Raw genomic sequence first — 19,993 nt, forward strand, 5'->3', positions numbered from 1 at the left:
ATCAGGCACGTGGGACGTAGGCTAGTCCGCATGAGCGAAACACCAACCCGCCCGGTCACCGCGGTGATCCTGGTGGCTGCAGGTTCGGGCCAGCGGCTCGGCTACGGCATGCCCAAAGCAGCCGTGCCCCTGGGCGGCGAAACCATCCTGATGCATGCCCTCCGGGGCATCGTCGCATCCGGCGTGTCCACCCAGGTCTGCGTGGTCCTGCCTGAAGGCGACGACGGCCTGCGCTCCCTTTGCGACGCCTTCCGGGAAGAACTGGCCGACGGCGGCCCGCTCCTGACCGTCGTCGACGGCGGCCCCACCCGCGCGGACTCGGTCCGGCAGGGCATCGGCGCCCTGATGGACGGCATCGACGCTGTCCTGGTGCACGATGCCGCCAGGGCGCTCGCCCCGGAAGGGGTCTTCCACCGCGTCGTCGACGCACTCGCGGCCGGGGCCGAGGCTGTCATCCCTGCCGTCCCCATGGTGGACACCGTCAAGACCGTGACGCCCACGCCCGCCGGGGACCACGCCGTCGCGCCCGAAATGGTGGCCGGGACCGCGGCCCGCGAAAACCTTCGCGCCGTACAAACGCCGCAGGGCTTCCGCGCGGAGACCCTGCGGCGCGCCCACCAAGCAGCGCAGGCGCTGGAACCGGCGGAAGCCGCCGCGGTCACTGATGATGCGATGCTCGTCGAGATGACCGGTACCGACGTCTACGTGGTGCGCGGTTCCACCCAGTCACTGAAGATCACCACGCCCTTGGACCTCATCTTCGCCGAAGGGCTCCTGGAAGGTCCCCTCGGAGCCCGGTGGGTGGAGGGATGAACGGGGAGGGCATGATCATTCCCCGCACGGGAATTGGGCTGGACGTCCACGCTTTCGCTGCGGAAGGGGAAGCACGCCAACTCTGGGTGGGCGGCCTCCTCTGGCCGGGCGAGCGTGGCCTTGCCGGACACTCGGACGGCGACCCGGTAGCCCACGCCGCCGCCGACGCGCTGTTCTCGGCCGCCGGCGTCGGTGACCTCGGGACCCATTTCGGCACCGACCGGCCCGAGTTCGCCGGGGCATCGGGGGTAACCCTGCTCGCTGAGGCTGCGCGGATCGTCCGGGCGGCAGGATTTGAGATCGGCAACATCGCCGTGCAGTTCGTGGCCAACCGTCCCAAGTTCGGTCCCCGCCGCGAGGAATCGCAGCAGGTCCTCTCTGACGCTGCCGGCGCCCCGGTCAGCGTCACTGCCACCACCAGCGACGGCCTCGGATTCACGGGCCGCGGCGAAGGGATCTCCGCTGTGGCCACCGCCCTGGTGTATCCGCGCCTTTCCGAGTCCATCGGCTAATAGGCATCGGCTAATCTGGAGCGGTGACCCTGCGCTTCTATGACACTGCCTCCGCCGAAGTCCGGAACTTCGTCCCCCTCGTAGCCGGAAGGGCCAGCCTCTACTACTGCGGGGCTACCGTGCAGGGCATGCCCCACGTCGGCCACATCCGTTCCGCCATTGCGTTCGACCAGTTGACCCGCTGGCTCACCCACCGCGGGCTGCGGGTCACGGTGGTCCGCAACGTCACGGACATTGACGACAAGATCCTCGCCAAGTCAGAGGCATCCTTCGCCTCCGGATTTCAGCCCGAACCGGGCGAGGTTCCGGGCGAGGAATGGTGGGCGCTGGCCTACCGCTACGAGCAGGAATTCCTCAAGGCCTACGACGCCCTGGGGGTCTCCCGCCCCACCTACGAACCCAGGGCCACTGGCCACATCCCGGAAATGCACGCCCTGATCCAGCAACTGATCGACCGCGGCCACGCCTATCCGGCGCTCGATGATTCCGGCGATGTGTACTTCGACGTGCGTTCGTGGAGCAAATACGGTGCCCTGACGCGGCAGAACATTGATGACATGCAGGCGGCACCCGACGCCGACCCCCGGGGTAAGCGGGACCCCCGCGACTTTGCGCTGTGGAAGGGTTCCAAAGAGGGCGAACCTGCCACCGCCAGCTGGGCGTCGCCCTGGGGTGCGGGCCGCCCCGGCTGGCACCTGGAATGCTCGGCGATGGTGACCAAGTACCTTGGCACCGAATTCGACATCCACGGCGGCGGCCTGGACCTGCGGTTCCCGCACCACGAAAACGAGATGGCGCAGTCGCAGGCCGCCGGGCACGGGTTCGCCAACTTCTGGATGCACAACGGCATGGTCACCTACGAGGGTGAAAAAATGTCCAAGTCCATCGGCAACACCATCAGCCCCGGCGAAATGCTGAAGCTCGCCTCGCCCCGCGTGGTGCGGTACTACCTCGGCCAAGCCCACTACCGGTCGATCCTGGACTACCGCCCCACATCCCTCCAGGAGGCCGCTGCCGCCGTCGAACGCATCGATGGGTTCCTGGCGAAGGCCGTGGCGCGCTTCGGCACCGACTTCGGCTTCGTGGCAGGGGAGTACGGCCCCTCAACGGGCAGCGTTGAGGCCTTTTACGCCGCGATGGATGACGACCTGAACGTCCCCCGCGCCCTGGCGGCACTGCATGAGACGGTGCGGGCAGGAAACACCGCCCTTGCCGACGGCGATGACGACTCCGCACGGAAGGCGATGTACGCCGTCGTCATCATGACCGACGTGCTGGGGCTCAACGCCGTCGCCGGCTCGGAAAAAACCAGCACCCGCGAAGCCGAGGCACTGGCTGTCCTGGTGGAGGCGCAGCTTGCCGCCCGTGCCACCGCCCGCGCCGGGAAGGACTGGGCAGCCTCCGATGCCATCCGCGACACGCTCAACGAGGCCGGCGTGGTGGTGGAGGACGGTCCGGACGGTGCCACGTGGAGTTTGAAACGGGATTGAGCGCCGGGACCCAAAAGCCCGGGAACCCGATTTTTCTTCGGTCAGTAGACTGGTAGCCGGACTCAGTCAACACAATCAAGGGTGGAACATCATGGCCAACAATGGTCGCCGATCGGTTAAAGCGAAGAAGGGCCCAACCATCGGGACCGGTGGCCATGGCCGCAAGGCCCTGGAAGGCAAGGGCCCCACGCCCAAGGCGGAGGACCGTCCGTACCACAAGGCACATAAGTCCAAGCAGCTCGCTGAGCGCTCGGCCGCCAAACGCAACCCCGGTGCCCGCAGCGCCGGCGCCGGCAAGTCCGGCCCCAAGGGCCGCGCCACCGAGGAAGTAGTCACCGGACGCAACTCGGTAGTGGAAGCCCTCCGCGCCGGCATCCCCGCGAAGGCACTGCACGTCGCCATCCGTATCGAAATGGATGACCGCGTCAAGGAGTCCCTCAAGCTGGCGGCGGAACGCGGCATCCCGCTGCTGGAAACCGGCAAGCCTGAACTGGACCGGATGACCGACGACGCCGTCCACCAGGGCCTCGTCCTGCAGATCCCGCCCTACGATTACGCCGATGCCTATGAGCTCGCCGAAGAAACCGTGGAGAAGTGGAAGAAGGGGCACGTCAGCAACGCGCCCCTGTTCGTGGCACTGGACGGCATCACCGACCCCCGCAACCTCGGCGCCATCATCCGCTCCGTCTCTGCCTTCAGCGGCCACGGCGTGATTGTTCCGGAGCGCCGCTCCGTTGGCGTCACCGCCTCGGCGTGGAAGACCAGCGCCGGCGCTGCGGTCCGCGTGCCGGTGGCCCGGGCATCAAACCTCAACAGCGCCCTCAAGCAGTTCAAGAACATGGGCATCTTTGTCCTGGGCCTGGACGGCGACGGCGACGTGTCACTGCCGGACCTGAGCCTCGCCACCGAACCGGTGTGCATCGTGGTGGGTTCCGAAGGCAAGGGCCTGAGCCGGCTGGTCCGCGAAAACTGCGACCAGATCGTCTCCATCCCCATCGATTCGGCCATGGAATCGCTCAACGCGTCCATGGCGGTAGGCATCACGCTGTACGAGGTTTCCCGCCAGCGCGCAGCCAAGTAGTCAGTCCGGGCTCCTCCCGGCAGGGTCCATTCGGGTCCTGCCGGACGGGGTCCAGGCGGTCCTCCCGTCCGGTTCTCCCATCCGGTTCTCCCGTCCGGGGGCCGGGCCGGCGTCATGTGTGACGCTGGCGCAGGCCAGTAGCCGCCGGCGGCTACTATTTAGCTAATGGTCATGCCGCTCTTCGACACCGCTTCCACCATGGACGCCTCAACGGCGGTTCCCCTCGGTGTCAGCGTCCCGCGCCCCGATTCAGAGGGCTCCGGCCCGGGGAACGGGGGCCGGGCCAACGTTGCCTGCTATGCCCCCGGTGTGCCCAGCCTGGAAATCGTGTACCAGCCCCCGGGCGGTGAATGGCGCGTCCAGCCGCTGCCGAACGTTACCCACGGAGTCCACCACGGCATCGTCGCGGACCTGCCTCCGGGCTCCCGCTATGGCTTCCGCCCTGCCTCCGGCGAACAGTCGCTGCCTGTGGCGGTACCGGCCAACGGGCTGGACGAGGACGGCAGCCGCCCGCTGCTGGATCCGTATGGCCGGGCCGTGGATCTGCGGGACGGCCTCCTCACCAGCGCCCGCACGGCCGGCGACTTTGACTGGGGAACGGACAGCCGCCTGAGGCTGCCGTGGCGGAACACCATCATCTACGAGGCACACGTCCGCGGGCAGACCATGCTCCACCCCGATGTCCCCGAAGAACTCCGCGGGACCTACGCGGGCATGGCGCACCCGGCAGTCCTTGAGCACCTCAAAGGACTTGGCATCACGTCAGTGCAGCTGCTGCCGGTCCATTTCCACCTGGACGAACCGCACCTGCAGGACCTGGGCCTGACGAATTACTGGGGCTACAACACGGCGGCCTTCTTCGCACTGCATCCCGGCTATGCCACGGGCGCGGCGCAGGATGCCGGACCGCAGGCGGTCCAGAACGAGTTCAAGGCCATGGTCAAGGCCTTCCATGAGGCAGGACTGGAAGTCATCCTGGATGTGGTCTACAACCACACCGCGGAGGGCGGCGCGGACGGGCAGACCATCAGCTTCCGAGGGCTGGGGGAGAACCGCTACTACCGGACGGACGGCCACGGGAAGTACCTGGACACCACCGGGTGCGGAAACAGCCTCAACTTCGCCGAACCCCGGGTCATCCAGCTGGTCCTCGACTCACTGCGGTACTGGGTGGACGAATTCCACGTTGATGGTTTCCGCTTCGACCTGGCAGTGACCCTGTGCCGGAACGGCGACAACGAGTTCGACCCCCGGCACCCCTTCCTGGTGGCCGTCGCCGCTGACCCTGTCCTGTCCGACACCAAGCTCATCGCCGAACCGTGGGACGTTGGCTACGGCGGGTGGCAGACGGGCCGCTTCCCCATGGGCTGGGTTGATTGGAACGACCACTTCCGGGATTCCGTCCGGTCCTTCTGGCTCGCCGACCGGGCAGCACTGGAGGCCGGTGGGCAGGGCGGCTCGGTGGCAAAACTGGCCGACGCCCTGTCCGGTTCCGCTGCGCTGTTCGAAGGCTCGGGCCGGTCCCGCCTCGCGTCAGTGAACTACGTGACGGCCCACGACGGCTTCACGCTGAACGACCTTGTGTCCTACGACAGGAAACACAACGAAGCCAACGGCGAACAGAACCGCGACGGGCACGGCGACAACCGAAGCTACAACCATGGCGTGGAGGGGCCCACCGAGGACGGTGAGATCCTGGCCAGGCGTGCCCAGTCGCGCCGGAACATGATGGCGTCGCTGATGATCTCCCTCGGCATTCCCATGATTACCGCCGGCGACGAACTGGCACGCACCCAGCAAGGGAACAACAATGCCTACTGCCAGGACAACGCACTGACCTGGGTGGATTGGACGCGTACCCCGGAATCGCATGAGATGCTCCGCAGCACCAAGCGGTACATCCGGCTCCGCAAGGAGTTCCTGGCGGCGCAGCCGCACCACTTCCCGGTCCGGGACGAGCAGTCCTACCTGTACTGGTACGACCACAACGGCCAACCGATGTCCATGGAACGCTGGAACGATCCGCAGCACCGAGTGATGCAGTTGCTCCTGGGCTCCGACGACGGTGAGCTGGCTGGCCTGGTAGTGGTGAACGGAACCGGTTCGGACGTCACCATCACGCTTCCGCCGCTGGCCGCGGAAGGCACAGGCCCCCGCATGTTCGAACTGCGGCTCACCACCTCCCCGCTGCACGAACTGCGGCAGGGCGGCCTGGTGGCTTCGGGTGAAAAGGACCTGGTGGAGGCCAACTCCATCAGCATTTACCGCAACGCCTAGCCCGGGATAACCGACCATGCGCAACCGCAAGATCCTGCCCCTGCTGCTTGCCGCCCTCGTGGTGGTGGCAGTGCTTGTCTTCGGCGGCCAGGGAGTCCTGGGCCAGTTGACGGAGGGCACTACGACGGCGCCCACCACCGGCGCGGCGGCGGCATCAGCGGCCGCGTCCCCGGCACAGTCCCGGCCGGCGCCAGCGCACCCGTCCCAGGCGGCGCCGGCGCCCGCCCAAAAGAACCCCTCCGCCCTGCCGGCCATCAGGGAATCCCAGCTGCCGGACGAAGGGCGCCGGGTCCTGGCACTGATCCGCGCAGGCGGCCCTTACCGCTACAGCCAGGATGACCAGGCCTTCGGCAACTTTGAAGGGATCCTGCCCCGCCGGGACCGCGGTTACTACCGCGAATACACTGTGCCCACTCCGGGGGAGTCGGACCGCGGCGCCCGCCGGATCGTTGCCGGTGCGGACGGCGAAAAGTACTACACCGGCGACCACTACGAATCGTTCTCGTTCATTACGGAAGGCAGCTAGCAGCACCATGAAGATCTACTCCGGCGACACCTGGACCCTCGAGGAACTGCAGGAGCAGGTGGCGGACGCCGGCCGCCGCAGCCTGGTCATCCCCCCGGCGGACAGCAAACGCGCGGTCCTGGAAACCTTCGGCGAGGTCCTGAGTTTCCCGGAACACTACGGGGTCAACCTCGACGCGCTGAACGATTCGCTGCATGACTTCGCGGACAGCATTGCGGACAACGGCAACCCGCCCGTCACTGTCCTCTGGCAGGTGGCGGCACCGTTCCGCACCGACAGGTCGTTCGGCATCCTCTGCGAAATCCTCCAGGACGCCGAACGTTACGCTGGCAAGGACCTGGCGGTCACCGCCGTTCTCCTCTGAACATCACAACAGGAGGGAAGCCCATGGGCTTCCCTCCAGTTGTGATGCTCAGCCGGCCTGGATGGCCTGAATGCTACGCGTTCACGATCAGCCCCAGTTCGGCTTTCGAGGCGAGTCCCTCATGCCGGGGCAGGACGCGGACGGTGTAGCCGAACGGCCCTGACCTGTCGATGACCAGGGAACTGCTGAAGAGGTGGCGCCCGTTGCCCAGGTCCTCCTTCACGTGCAGTTCCATGATGGTGATGTCCGTCAGGGTGTCGCTTTCCTCGGCCCTGCCGTAAGCCACCTCCACACAGACGTCCTCTGGGGTCAGGCCGCTGAGGGCCACGTACGCGTTGACCTGGAGGGTGTCGCCGATCTGCGGGTCCTCGGAGACCCCCACCGAGTCCACATGCTCCACATGCACCTGCGGCCAGGCCGAGCGCACCTTCGCCGTCCACGATGCCAGCGACCGGGCCTGGGCGTAGCCCGTGGCACTGGCGCTGCGGCCGGCCTCAGCCGCGGGGCGGTAGAGGATGTTGACGTAGTCGCGGAGCATGCGCTCAGCCGAAACCGCCGGGCCCAGGTGGGACAGGGTGTGCTTGATCATGGACACCCAGTGCGTCGGCACCCGCTCGGCTGCCGACGTCGAAGGTCCCGCTGCCCCGGCGGCCGCCGATACCGTGCTGCCGTAGAACCTCGGCGCCACCTGGCTTTCGAGCAGCTCGTACAAGGCTGCTGCCTCGATGTCGTCGCGCTCTTCGGGGGATGCGCCGTTGTTGGCCGTCGGAATGGCCCAGCCGTTCTCGCCGTCGTACATCTCGTCCCACCAGCCGTCCAGGACGGACAGGTTCAGCGAGCCGTTCAGGGCGGCTTTCATGCCTGACGTGCCGCAGGCCTCGAGGGGCCGGAGAGGGTTGTTCAGCCAGACGTCGCAACCGGGGAACAGGGTCCGCGCCATGGCGATGTCGTAGTTCGGCAGGAACGCGATCCGGTGGCGGACCTCGGGATCGTCCGTGAACCGGACCAGGTCCTGGATCATCTTCTTGCCGGCGTCATCGGCCGGGTGGGATTTGCCGGCAATGACCAGCTGGATGGGGTGGTCCTTGTGCAGCAGCAGCGCCTTCAGCCGCTCCGGTTCGCGCAGCATCAGCGTCAGGCGCTTGTACGTGGGAACGCGGCGGGCAAAGCCGATGGTGAGTACGTCCGGGTCCAGGACGTGTTCGGTCCAGCCCAGTTCGGCATCGGCGGCGCCACGCTTCTTCCATGCGGCGCGCAGGCGACGGCGGACGTCGTCCACCAGGGCCGAACGCAGCTCACGCCGGAGCGCCCAGACGTCCGCGTCGCTGACGTTGTACGCCAGGTCCCAGCGGCCGTTCGCCTCCGCTTCGCTGCCGAACTGGTCCCGGGCCAGCTGGGAGATCCGGCTGTCCACCCAGGTGGGCACGTGTACGCCGTTGGTCACCGAGGTGATGGGCACCTCGGAGTGGTCGAATCCCGGCCACAGTGCCGAGAACATTCCACGGGACACTTCGCCGTGGAGCTTGGCCACACCGTTGGCGCGCTGGGCCAGGCGCAGGCCCATCACAGCCATGTTGAAGACGGACGGGTTGCCGTCCTCGTAGTTCTCGCGGCCCAGCTCGAGGATGCGGTCCACCGGCACGTCAGGCGCCAGCCCGGCCTGGAAGAAATGGCTGATCTGGGCAATCTCGAACCTGTCGATGCCTGCCGGGACCGGGGTGTGCGTGGTGAAGACGGTGGAAGCACGCCCGGCCGTGAGGGCTTCATCGAACGTCAATGCCTGCTCACCGGACATGAGTTCCTGGATACGTTCGATGCCCAGGAAGCCCGCGTGGCCTTCATTGGTGTGGAACACTTCCGGAGCCGCCGTGCCAGTCAGCTTCTGGAACGCCCGCAGCGCCTTCACGCCGCCCATGCCCAGCAGCAGTTCCTGCTGGAGCCGGTGATCGCCGCCGCCGCCGTAGAGCCGGTCGGTGATGCTGCGGGCGGCGTCGTCGTTACCCGGGACGTTGGAGTCGAGGAGCAGGAGGGGGACGCGTCCGACGTCGGCGCGCCAGATGTGTGCCAGCAGGCGCCGGCCGTTGGGGAGCGGCAACGAGACCTGGACGGCCTTGCCGTTGCCGTCCGGGGAGGGCTCGCGGAGCAGTGTGAGGGGCAGGCCGTCAGGATCCAGCACGGGGTAGGTTTCCTGCTGCCACGCATCCCGGGAGAGGGACTGCTTGAAGTAGCCGGCCTGGTACAGCAGGCCCACGCCGATCAGCGGAACGCCTAGGTCCGAGGCCGCCTTCAGGTGGTCGCCGGCCAGGATGCCGAGGCCGCCGGAGTACTGGGGCAGGACTTCGGTGATGCCGAACTCGGGCGAAAAATACGCGATGGAGGCAGGAGCGTCCGGTCCGAGTCCCTGGTACCAGCGGGGCTCCTCAAGGTAGCGGTTAAGGTCCGCCTCGGCCGCCCGCACCTTCTCCACCACTGCCTGGTTGGCAGCCAGTTGCTGGAACTCCTCGCGGCTGACCATGCCCAGGAAGCCCACCGGGTCCTGGCCGCTTTCCTGCCACAGCGCGGGGTTGAGACCCGCGAAGAGTTCGCGGGTGGGGCGGTGCCAGGACCAGCGCAAATTGCTGGCCAGCCGGGCCAGGGGCCGGATGGGTTCTGGGAGGACTGTACGGACCGTAAACCTGCGGATTGCCTTCACCTGCGTCACACTAACGGACAACCCCCGCGGCTGTAACCAGCTTTAGGTTTCTTTTGCGTAAATGACAGGGGACGCGAAGCAAATGAAGCGCGGCACAACAAAATACAGTGCGCAGGCTTAGCAATCTTCGCCATTTCTCGCTAACGTCGAGCCTGTGACGACTAACTCAGTAACCAGTGCCGCATCAAAGAAAATGCCCAAGGGACAGATCACCGACGGACTCCGGTTCGGACGTTTTCCGATCACTGCCGTTCAGCCAGTCGTCGAAGGCGGGAAGTTTCCCGCCAAGGCGCTGCCCGGCGAAGGAATCGTCGTGGGTGCCACCTCGTTCCGTGAGGGCCATGACCAGCTTGGCGTCAGCGCCGTGCTGCTGGATCCGTCCGGTGCCGAGCGCCAGCGCGTTCGGCTGGCGGCTCCACGCGGGGAACGGGGCATGGGAACCGACCGCTGGGAAGGTATCCTCACGCCGTCGGAACCGGGCAACTGGTCATTCGTCATTGAGGCGTGGCATGACCGCTACGGCACCTGGCACCACAACGCTGAGGTGAAGATTGCGGCGGGCATCGACGTCGAGCTCATGCTCGCCGAAGGTGCCGCACTGCTGCGGGAAGCGTCCGCCGAGGACTTCCGGAGCGAATGGGACAGGGGCGTCCTGCGCGACGCCGCCGCCAAGCTGGCTGACCAGTCCCTCAGTACCGAGGAACGCCTCGCCGCCGGGTTCGGCCACGATGTTGCCGGGGTTGTGGCACACCAGCCCATCCGGGAACTGGTCACCGTTTCTGAAAAGCACCCCCTCCTGGTGGAGCGCGACCGCGCCGGCCGCGGCTCCTGGTACGAGTTCTTCCCGCGGTCCGAGGGCGCCGTCAAGGACCACAACACCGGTGCCTGGACATCCGGCAACTTCCGCACGGCCGCCCGCCGGCTCGACGCCGTCGCCGGCATGGGCTTTGACGTCATCTACATGCCGCCCATCCACCCGATCGGCGTGCAGCACCGGAAGGGCCCCAACAACACCCTTGTCGCGGGCCCGCACGATCCCGGCTCCCCGTGGGCCATTGGCGCCGCCGAGGGCGGACACGACGCCATCCATCCGGACCTCGGCTCCTTCGAGGACTTTGACGCCTTCGTGGCCCGGGCCAACGAGCTGGGCCTGGAAGTGGCGCTGGACCTGGCGCTGCAGGCGGCGCCGGACCACCCCTGGGTAGCAGCGCACCCCGAATGGTTCACCACCCGTGTTGACGGCAGCATTGCCTATGCCGAAAATCCGCCCAAGAAGTACCAGGACATTTACCCGCTCAATTTCGATAATGACCCCGAGGGGCTTTCCAACGAAATTCTGCGGATTGTGTTGTTGTGGATCAGCCACGGAGTAAAGATTTTCCGCGTCGATAACCCCCACACCAAACCCGTGTGGTTCTGGGAATGGCTCATTGCCGAAGTTAACAAAACGGTTCCCGGCGTGGTGTTCCTGGCTGAGGCCTTCACCCGCCCCGCGATGATGCACGCGCTGGGCAGGGCAGGCTTCCAGCAGTCCTACACGTACTTCACGTGGCGCAACACCAAGAAGGAAATCGAAGAGTACTTCCACGAGGTCAGCCACGAGTCCCCGGCGTACTTCCGGCCCAACTTCTTCGTCAACACCCCGGACATCCTCACCGAATACCTCCAGTACGGCGGACCGGCGGCCTTCAAGATCAAGGCTGTCCTCGCGTCGACGGCCAGCCCGCTGTGGGGCGTGTACGCCGGCTACGAACTGTACGAACACGTGGCCCGCCCCGGGGCGGAGGAGTACATCGATAACGAGAAGTTCGAATACAAGGCCCGCGACTGGGATGCTGCCGCCGAGTCCGGCCGGACCCTGGCACCGTTCATCACGCGGCTGAACCACCTTCGCCGTGACCATCCGGCACTCCAGGACCTGCAGAACCTCACGGTCCACCAGAGCACCGACGACTCCACAGTGGTCTACTCCAAGCACAAGACGCTGGCAGACGGTTCCAAGGACACCCTCATTGTGGTGGTCAACGTGGACCCGCATGTCACCAAGGAATGCAGCGTAGCCCTGGACCTGGCGGCCCTGGAACTGGACCCGCAGGACATCACCCCGGGCGGCGGCTTCTTCGTTGACGACCTCATCTCCGGCGAAAGCTGGGAATGGGGCGAGTTCAACTACGTCCGCCTTGACCCGCACGTGGAGCCGGCACACATCCTGAGCGTCAGGAGAATGCCTCGGTGAGTTTCAATCCGCAAAGTTCCGGCCAGCACTTCACGCCCAAAAGCACGTTTGAGCTGAATGCTCCGGGCCTCCAGCATGATCCGCTGTGGTACCGGAAAGCCGTTTTCTATGAGGTGCTGGTACGGGCTTTTGCGGATGCCAACGGTGACGGCTCCGGGGATTTCTCCGGCCTCATCGACAGGCTCGACTACCTTCAATGGCTGGGCGTGGATTGCCTGTGGCTGCCGCCGTTCTTCCAGTCACCCCTGCGGGACGGCGGCTACGACATCTCGGACTACAACTCCGTACTGGACGAGTTCGGGACCATCAGCGACTTCAAGCGGCTGGTGGCCGAGGCGCATGCCAGGGGAGTGCGGGTGATCATCGACCTGCCGCTGAACCACACCTCGGACCAGCACCCCTGGTTCCAGGAATCCCGCAAGGACCCCGACGGCCCGTACGGCGATTTCTACGTGTGGAGCGACACCGACGAAAAGTACCAGGACGCCCGCATCATCTTCGTCGACACCGAGGAATCGAACTGGACGTTCGATCCCATCCGCCGGCAGTTCTTTTGGCACCGGTTCTTCAGCCACCAGCCTGACCTGAACTTCGAAAATCCCAAGGTCATTGAGGCGCTCTTCGACGTAGTGCGGTTCTGGTTGGACCAGGGCATCGACGGGTTCCGCGCGGACGCCATCCCTTACCTGTTCGAAGAGGAAGGGACCAACTGCGAGAACCTTCCGGCTACCCATGATTTCCTGCGTAAACTGCGCGCCATGGTGGACGAAAGCTACCCCGGCCGCGTCATCATCGCCGAGGCCAACCAGCCGCCCAACGAGGTAGTGGAGTATTTCGGGACGGAGGAGGAGCCGGAGTGCCACATGGCGTTCCACTTCCCCATCATGCCGCGGCTCTACTATGCGCTCCGGGACCAGAAGGCCGCGCCCATTATCGAGACCATGCGCGACACTCCGGACATCCCGGAAGGAGCCCAGTGGGGCACCTTCCTGCGCAACCACGATGAACTGACGCTCGAAATGGTCACCGCTGACGAGCGCGCTGCGATGCTCGGCTGGTACGCGCCGGACCCGCGCATGCGCGCCAACATCGGTATCCGCCGTCGGCTGGCCCCGTTGCTGGACAACTCGCGGGCTGAGATTGAGCTGATCAACGCCCTGCTGCTGTCTCTGCCGGGCAGCCCGTTCCTGTACTACGGGGACGAGATCGGCATGGGCGACAACATCTGGCTTGAGGACCGTGACGCCGTCCGCACACCGATGCAGTGGAACCCCGACCGCAACGCGGGCTTCTCGCACGCGGACCCGGGAAAGCTCTACCTGCCGCCCATCCAGTCGCTGGTCTACAACTACAGCATGGCCAACGTGGAGGCCGAGGCCGCGCACTCCGGATCGCTGCTTCGCTGGACCCGCCAGATCCTCAGCGTCCGCCGGAACCACCCGGCTTTCGGCCTCGGCGCCTTCAAACATGTCGAAGCCGACCACGACGCCGTCCTGGCCTACCTCCGGGAATTGCCGGAGGGTAACTCCGCAGGATTGAACGGCGAAACGGTCCTCTGCGCCTTCAACCTCTCGCAGCATCCCGTGGCCGCCACGCTGCGGGTGCCCGAATACGCCGGCCGGGGACTGCGTGATGTCTTCGGCGGCCAGGTCTTTCCGGGGATCAACGACGACGGGACACTGACGCTGACCCTCGGCAGCCACGATTTCTTCTGGCTCCGGCTCCGGTCGGCGACGTCCAGTCCGTCGTCGCCCTATACACAGGCACTGCCCATCCTGTCGATAGAGAATTGATATGAACCAGCCAATACTTACTCCCGCCCTGACCACGCTCCTCAAGGAATGGCTTCCGAAGCAGCGATGGTTCCCGGTCAACAGCCCCGACTTCGAGATGTCGCAGGCAGGCAGCCTGGGCATCGAGGACCCTTCGGGGCATGCTGGGCTCGCGGTGTTCCTGCTCAAGATCACCACCGGCCCGTCCGACGGCGGCGGCCGCACCTTGGTGGTGCAGGTTCCGTTGAGCTTCCGGGCGGCACCTGCGGCCGGCATGGAACGTGCGCTGGTGGGACAGGCCGCCGGAACAGACCCGTCGAGGACCTGGGTTTACGACGCCCTCCACGACCCCGACTTTATCGGCGGCTGGCTGGAACTCATCCGGCACGAAGCCGCGGCACGCATCGGGGTGGCCACGGGCTTCAAGGCATCCGGAAACTACAGGCTCCCCACCGCCCACGGAGTGGTCAAGGTGCTGTCCGGCGAGCAGTCCAACACCTCGGTGATTGTTGACGACGGCGAGTCCGCGGCCATCGTGAAGTTCTTCCGGACACTGTCCGCCGGAACCAACCCCGAAGTTGAAGTGGGCGCTGCCCTCACCGCCGCCGGCACCTCGGAGGTCCCCGCCACACTGGGCTGGGTCCGGGGAGAATGGCTGGAGAACGGCACCAAGGCAGGCGGGACCGCGAGGGGCACCCGCCCGGTGCAGGGCGAGCTGGCAGTGGCGCACGAATTTCTCGCCGGCGGACTGGATGCCTGGCGGCTCGCCGTGGATGCAGCACGCGCAGGCAGGGACTTCACCGCCGAGGCACGCGCCCTCGGCGCCGCCACCGCCACCGTCCACCGCCGGCTCGCCGAAACGCTCGGCCGCTCAGAAGCGGCCGGGTCCGGCCAGGACATCGCGGCAGGAGTAGCCCGGCGTATCCGCACGGCCTGGGCCGAGGCCGGTCCCGCCGTCGGCCCCTATGACGAAGCACTGGGTGCCCTTCTTGACGGGCTCGACGGCACCAGCGCAGGTCCGCTGCAGCGGATCCACGGTGACCTGCACCTGGGCCAGATCCTGCAGGTGCCCGCAGCAGGCCGAACTGAAACGCTCACCGCCACTGAAGCGGAGCCCCGCTGGGCCATCCTCGATTTCGAGGGCGAGCCACTGCGACCCATCGACGAGCGGAACGGCCCCGACGTGCCCTTGCGGGACGTCGCCGGCATGCTGCGCTCCTTCGACTACGCGGCCGGAGCCGCCCAGCGCGAGCAGGAAGGCGCCCACGTACCAGCGTCCTGGGTTGACGACTGCGCCGACGCGTTCCTCGGAGGCTACGCGAGTGTCACTCCCGGCACCGTGGACCGGACGTCACCGCTGTTTGTGGCATTGTGGCTGGACAAGGCGCTGTACGAAGTTGTTTATGAAATGCGTAACAGGCCCGACTGGCTGGCGATTCCAGTAAGCGCCTCCAGACGGCTCCTGGGCGGTAACGGCGCCGGCGACACCGCCGGCGCAGCATCGGAAGGTAACGAAATGACAGGCACAGCACGAACAGGACGGCCGGGGGCTCCGCTCCCGGTGGACGACGGCACCCTGGGCAAGATTGCCAACGGTGAACACCACGCGCCGCACTCCGTACTGGGGGCGCACCTGGATGACTACGGTCACGTCACCGTCCGCACGGTCAAGCACCTGGCGGAAGCCGTCAGCGTCATCACCGCTGCAGGGGAAGTGCCGATGCAGCACGAGGCCCATGGGGCCTGGGTGGCTGTACTTGAACCGAGCGAGCACGGGCACGTCCCGGACTACCGCCTGTCCGTCACGTACCCCGGGGCCGACCCCGTCACGGTGGACGAGCCCTACCGGTACCTGCCCACAGTGGGGGAGGTGGACCTCCACCTCATCGGGGAAGGCCGCCACGAAAAGCTCTGGCAGGTCCTGGGCGCACACGTCCAGCATTACAAGTCCTCGCTGGGGGATGTGGACGGTGTTTCCTTCGCCGTGTGGGCCCCCAATGCCCAGGCCGTCCGCGTAAAGGGCGACTTCAATGGCTGGGACGGACGCGAACACTCGCTCCGCTCACTGGGCTCCTCCGGTGTCTGGGAACTCTTCATCCCCGGGGTTGTAGCAGGGGCGTGCTACAAGTTCGAGATCCGCACCAAGGCTGGCTACTGGGTTGAAAAAGCGGACCCGATGGCTTTCGGAACCGAGGTCCCGCCGCTCACGGCATCCCGCGTGGTGGAACCGTCCTACGCCTTCAAGGACGACGAATGGATGCAGGCCCGGGCCGAGCGCGACCCGCATAACTCGGCCATGAGCGTCTACGAGGTCCACCTCGGATCCTGGCGCCTGGGGCTTGGATACCGTGAGCTGGCCAAGGAGCTCGTGGACTACGTCAAGTGGCTGGGCTTCACGCACGTGGAATTCATGCCGGTTGCCGAGCACCCCTTCGGCGGTTCCTGGGGCTACCAGGTCACCTCCTACTTTGCCCCGACCTCCCGGTTCGGCCACCCCGACGAATTCCGCTACCTGGTGGACACCCTGCACCAGGCCGGCATCGGTGTCCTGCTGGACTGGGTCCCTGCCCACTTCCCCAAGGATGCATGGGCGCTGGCGCAGTTCGACGGCCAGCCCCTGTACGAGCACGCCGACCCCACCCTGGGCGAACACCCCGACTGGGGAACGCTGATCTTCGACTTCGGCCGGACCGAGGTGCGCAACTTCCTGGTGGCGAACGCACTGTACTGGCTGGACGAGTTCCACATCGACGGCCTGCGCGTGGATGCCGTGGCGTCCATGCTCTACCTGGACTACTCCCGTGAGGAGGGGCAGTGGCGGCCCAACCGGTTCGGCGGGCGGGAAAACCTTGAAGCGATCTCCTTCCTCCAGGAAGTCAATGCCACGGTCTACAAGACCCACCCTGGTGCTGTCATGATCGCCGAGGAGTCCACGGCGTTCCCCGGCGTGACCGCACCCACCAGCCACGGCGGACTGGGATTCGGCCTGAAATGGAACATGGGCTGGATGCACGATTCCCTCAAGTACGCCTCCGAGGACCCGGTCAACCGCAAATGGCACCACGGCGGCCTGACGTTCTCGCTGGTTTATGCCTTCACGGAAAACTTCCTGCTGCCCATCAGCCACGATGAAGTTGTGCACGGCAAGGGCTCGATGCTTCGCAAGATGCCGGGGGACCGTTGGCAGCAGCTGGCGAACCTGCGCGCTTTCCTCGCCTACCAGTGGGCACACCCTGGTAAGCAGCTCATCTTTATGGGCACCGAGTTTGGCCAGGAAGCGGAGTGGTCGGAGCAGCACGGACTGGACTGGTGGCTCGCTGAGATCCCCGCCCATAAGGGGATCCAGTTGCTGACCAAGGACCTGAACGAGCTCTACACGTCCACGCCATCCCTGTACGCCCGAGACAACGAACCCGCCGGGTTCCAGTGGATCAACGGTGGCGACGCTGACCGGAACGTTCTCTCCTTCATCCGCCGTGATGCGGACGGCAACCCGGTGGTTTGCGCCATCAACTTCTCCGGAGCGCCGCACGCCGGCTACACCTTGGGTGTTCCCCAAGCAGGTGCCTGGAGCGAAGTGCTCAACACGGACCACACCACGTACGGAGGCTCCGGCGTCCTGAACACCGGAGAGCTGAAGGCCACGGATGAAGGACAGGACGGGCAGCCGGCAACGCTGACCGTCACTCTTCCTCCGCTCGGTGCATCCTTCTTCACTCCGGGCGCGCCAGCCGCTCCGTAGGCGTTTCGGCCCAACAGCCCGCTGCTGTTTAGGCGCACGACAGGAGGCCCAGAATCCCCGAGATTCCGGGCCTCCTGTCGTATGCAGGCTGCATGAAGGGAGACCCAACGGTGGCCGGGTTGGCCTTCCCGGCAAAGGGGTGGTAGAGTTTATTTCCGCGCTGCTCCACGGAGTCAGACGGAAAACCGACCACCAAGCCTCATGGCGATGAAGGTCGGGAAACGCCGGTTTGACAAGTAGGAAGCAGCCGGGTAAGTTTGGAAAGTTGCTCCGGAGCGATCTTGAACTGGAAATGTTTGGGTGGTGCCGGGTGTGTCTGTTGTTTGAGAACTCAATAGTGTGCCAAGTTTGTTGATACCAATTTTTTATTGAATTGGTTGATTGTGCTGTGCCGCCACCCCGTGGTGTGCATGGTGTTTTTAGCTGGTTTCAAATTTTGTGCAGCCTGGTTCCGCGTTATTTCCGTGGTGCTTGGTTGTGTCTGTTTTACTTCAACGGAGAGTTTGATCCTGGCTCAGGATGAACGCTGGCGGCGTGCTTAACACATGCAAGTCGAACGATGAACCTCACTTGTGGGGGGATTAGTGGCGAACGGGTGAGTAACACGTGAGTAACCTGCCCTTGACTCTGGGATAAGCCTGGGAAACTGGGTCTAATACCGGATATGACCTTCCATCGCATGGTGGTTGGTGGAAAGCTTTTGCGGTTTTGGATGGACTCGCGGCCTATCAGCTTGTTGGTGGGGTAATGGCCTACCAAGGCGACGACGGGTAGCCGGCCTGAGAGGGTGACCGGCCACACTGGGACTGAGACACGGCCCAGACTCCTACGGGAGGCAGCAGTGGGGAATATTGCACAATGGGCGGAAGCCTGATGCAGCGACGCCGCGTGAGGGATGACGGCCTTCGGGTTGTAAACCTCTTTCAGTAGGGAAGAAGCGTAAGTGACGGTACCTGCAGAAGAAGCGCCGGCTAACTACGTGCCAGCAGCCGCGGTAATACGTAGGGCGCAAGCGTTATCCGGAATTATTGGGCGTAAAGAGCTCGTAGGCGGTTTGTCGCGTCTGCCGTGAAAGTCCGGGGCTCAACTCCGGATCTGCGGTGGGTACGGGCAGACTAGAGTGATGTAGGGGAGACTGGAATTCCTGGTGTAGCGGTGAAATGCGCAGATATCAGGAGGAACACCGATGGCGAAGGCAGGTCTCTGGGCATTAACTGACGCTGAGGAGCGAAAGCATGGGGAGCGAACAGGATTAGATACCCTGGTAGTCCATGCCGTAAACGTTGGGCACTAGGTGTGGGGGACATTCCACGTTTTCCGCGCCGTAGCTAACGCATTAAGTGCCCCGCCTGGGGAGTACGGCCGCAAGGCTAAAACTCAAAGGAATTGACGGGGGCCCGCACAAGCGGCGGAGCATGCGGATTAATTCGATGCAACGCGAAGAACCTTACCAAGGCTTGACATGAACCGGAAACGCCTGGAAACAGGTGCCCCACTTGTGGTCGGTTTACAGGTGGTGCATGGTTGTCGTCAGCTCGTGTCGTGAGATGTTGGGTTAAGTCCCGCAACGAGCGCAACCCTCGTTCTATGTTGCCAGCACGTGATGGTGGGGACTCATAGGAGACTGCCGGGGTCAACTCGGAGGAAGGTGGGGACGACGTCAAATCATCATGCCCCTTATGTCTTGGGCTTCACGCATGCTACAATGGCCGGTACAAAGGGTTGCGATACTGTGAGGTGGAGCTAATCCCAAAAAGCCGGTCTCAGTTCGGATTGGGGTCTGCAACTCGACCCCATGAAGTCGGAGTCGCTAGTAATCGCAGATCAGCAACGCTGCGGTGAATACGTTCCCGGGCCTTGTACACACCGCCCGTCAAGTCACGAAAGTTGGTAACACCCGAAGCCGGTGGCCTAACCCTTTTGGGGGGGAGCCGTCGAAGGTGGGACTGGCGATTGGGACTAAGTCGTAACAAGGTAGCCGTACCGGAAGGTGCGGCTGGATCACCTCCTTTCTAAGGAGCACCTATAACCGCTCATGCCGACGCTTGTTGGTGGTGGGGGTTGTCAGGAGTAATGCCCGTTGCACGGACGAATGTTTCGTGGCGGGTGCTCAAGGGTGGAATATCAACGAATAGGTGCCTGGTGGCACGGACTGTTTGCTAGTACGGACTGATCCCTTTGTGGGGGTGGTCCTGGAACGTGGGTGGTTTGGTCTGCTGGGTAGTGTTTGGCACACTGTTGGGTCCTGAGGCAACAGGACCGGGGAGGGCCCTTGGGGTTCTTGTCGGTACTTTGTTTCTGGTTTCCCTGCTGCACCGATCATGCACGTGTTGTGTGTGGGGTGTGTGGTGTGGGGTTGTTGTTTGAGAACTACATAGTGGACGCGAGCATCTTGTATAAGAAGCAATTTCCAAGATAAATGAACCTGGATCTGGTTCGTGCGCCTTTGGGTGTGCGGGACAGTTTTCGTGGTTCTCTCGAAATTAGT

At 64.9% G+C, this 19,993-nt stretch carries 11 protein-coding genes and 1 rRNA gene; 11 read left to right on the top strand and 1 reads right to left on the bottom strand.

Annotated elements, in window-relative coordinates:
* The first annotated feature begins 30 nt into the window (after positions 1-30).
* The 7 genes from ispD (at position 31) to BLT71_RS05685 (ending at position 7,063) form a co-directional block, all read left to right on the top strand.
* Positions 31-813, top strand: a complete 783-nt coding sequence (gene ispD / locus BLT71_RS05655) for a 2-C-methyl-D-erythritol 4-phosphate cytidylyltransferase (protein ID WP_091718326.1) — start codon at positions 31-33, stop codon at positions 811-813.
* A gap of 11 nt (positions 814-824) precedes the next feature.
* Positions 825-1,325, top strand: a complete 501-nt coding sequence (gene ispF, locus BLT71_RS05660) for a 2-C-methyl-D-erythritol 2,4-cyclodiphosphate synthase (protein ID WP_172829910.1) — start codon at positions 825-827, stop codon at positions 1,323-1,325.
* Positions 1,326-1,348: 23 nt separating this feature from the next.
* Positions 1,349-2,815, top strand: a complete 1,467-nt coding sequence (gene cysS, locus BLT71_RS05665) for a cysteine--tRNA ligase (RefSeq protein WP_091718330.1) — start codon at positions 1,349-1,351, stop codon at positions 2,813-2,815.
* A 91-nt stretch (positions 2,816-2,906) separates the two neighbouring features.
* Entirely contained in the window at positions 2,907-3,896 is a 990-nt protein-coding gene (gene rlmB / locus BLT71_RS05670) for a 23S rRNA (guanosine(2251)-2'-O)-methyltransferase RlmB (protein ID WP_056076531.1), read from the top strand.
* Positions 3,897-4,061: 165 nt separating this feature from the next.
* Complete coding sequence (gene glgX, locus BLT71_RS05675; RefSeq protein WP_091718332.1) at positions 4,062-6,173, top strand: glycogen debranching protein GlgX; 2,112 nt, start codon at positions 4,062-4,064, stop codon at positions 6,171-6,173.
* Positions 6,174-6,189: 16 nt separating this feature from the next.
* A complete protein-coding gene (locus BLT71_RS05680; protein WP_091718334.1) occupies positions 6,190-6,699 on the top strand; it encodes a ribonuclease domain-containing protein in 510 nt (169 codons plus the stop codon).
* Positions 6,700-6,706: 7 nt separating this feature from the next.
* Positions 6,707-7,063 carry a barstar family protein gene (locus BLT71_RS05685; protein ID WP_091718336.1) on the top strand — a complete coding sequence of 119 codons (357 nt, stop codon included), beginning with the start codon at positions 6,707-6,709 and terminating at the stop codon, positions 7,061-7,063.
* Between the two features lie 73 nt (positions 7,064-7,136).
* On the opposite strand, the gene glgP is transcribed toward BLT71_RS05685, so the two are convergent.
* Positions 7,137-9,755, bottom strand: coding sequence for an alpha-glucan family phosphorylase (gene glgP, locus BLT71_RS05690; RefSeq protein WP_197676731.1), 2,619 nt, complete (start codon positions 9,753-9,755; stop codon positions 7,137-7,139).
* Between the two features lie 193 nt (positions 9,756-9,948).
* On the opposite strand from glgP, the gene BLT71_RS05695 reads away from it, so the two are divergent.
* The 4 genes from BLT71_RS05695 (at position 9,949) to BLT71_RS05710 (ending at position 19,517) form a co-directional block, all read left to right on the top strand.
* Complete coding sequence (locus BLT71_RS05695; RefSeq protein WP_091718338.1) at positions 9,949-11,991, top strand: alpha-1,4-glucan--maltose-1-phosphate maltosyltransferase; 2,043 nt, start codon at positions 9,949-9,951, stop codon at positions 11,989-11,991.
* A complete protein-coding gene (gene treS, locus BLT71_RS05700; RefSeq protein ID WP_091718340.1) occupies positions 11,988-13,784 on the top strand; it encodes a maltose alpha-D-glucosyltransferase in 1,797 nt (598 codons plus the stop codon). The genes BLT71_RS05695 and treS overlap by 4 nt, the downstream gene beginning before the upstream one ends.
* A gap of 1 nt (position 13,785) precedes the next feature.
* A complete protein-coding gene (locus BLT71_RS05705; RefSeq protein WP_091718342.1) occupies positions 13,786-17,505 on the top strand; it encodes a 1,4-alpha-glucan branching enzyme in 3,720 nt (1,239 codons plus the stop codon).
* Positions 17,506-17,996: 491 nt separating this feature from the next.
* A 16S ribosomal RNA gene (locus tag BLT71_RS05710) occupies positions 17,997-19,517 on the top strand.
* The last annotated feature ends 476 nt before the right edge of the window (positions 19,518-19,993 follow it).

Origin of the sequence: Pseudarthrobacter equi (assembly GCF_900105535.1) — a bacterium.
In the GTDB taxonomy this organism is placed as follows: domain Bacteria; phylum Actinomycetota; class Actinomycetes; order Actinomycetales; family Micrococcaceae; genus Arthrobacter; species Arthrobacter equi.

Excerpts from the sequence above, each read along its gene's own strand:
- rlmB (WP_056076531.1), top strand. The coding sequence starts at position 2,907 with ATGGCCAACAATGGTCGCCGATCGGTTAAAGCGAAGAAGGGCCCAACC.
- ispD (WP_091718326.1), top strand. The coding sequence starts at position 31 with ATGAGCGAAACACCAACCCGCCCGGTCACCGCGGTGATCCTGGTGGCT.
- BLT71_RS05705 (WP_091718342.1), top strand. The coding sequence starts at position 13,786 with ATGAACCAGCCAATACTTACTCCCGCCCTGACCACGCTCCTCAAGGAA.
- glgX (WP_091718332.1), top strand. The coding sequence starts at position 4,062 with ATGGTCATGCCGCTCTTCGACACCGCTTCCACCATGGACGCCTCAACG.
- BLT71_RS05685 (WP_091718336.1), top strand. The coding sequence starts at position 6,707 with ATGAAGATCTACTCCGGCGACACCTGGACCCTCGAGGAACTGCAGGAG.
- BLT71_RS05680 (WP_091718334.1), top strand. The coding sequence starts at position 6,190 with ATGCGCAACCGCAAGATCCTGCCCCTGCTGCTTGCCGCCCTCGTGGTG.
- BLT71_RS05695 (WP_091718338.1), top strand. The coding sequence starts at position 9,949 with ATGCCCAAGGGACAGATCACCGACGGACTCCGGTTCGGACGTTTTCCG.
- ispF (WP_172829910.1), top strand. The coding sequence starts at position 825 with ATGATCATTCCCCGCACGGGAATTGGGCTGGACGTCCACGCTTTCGCT.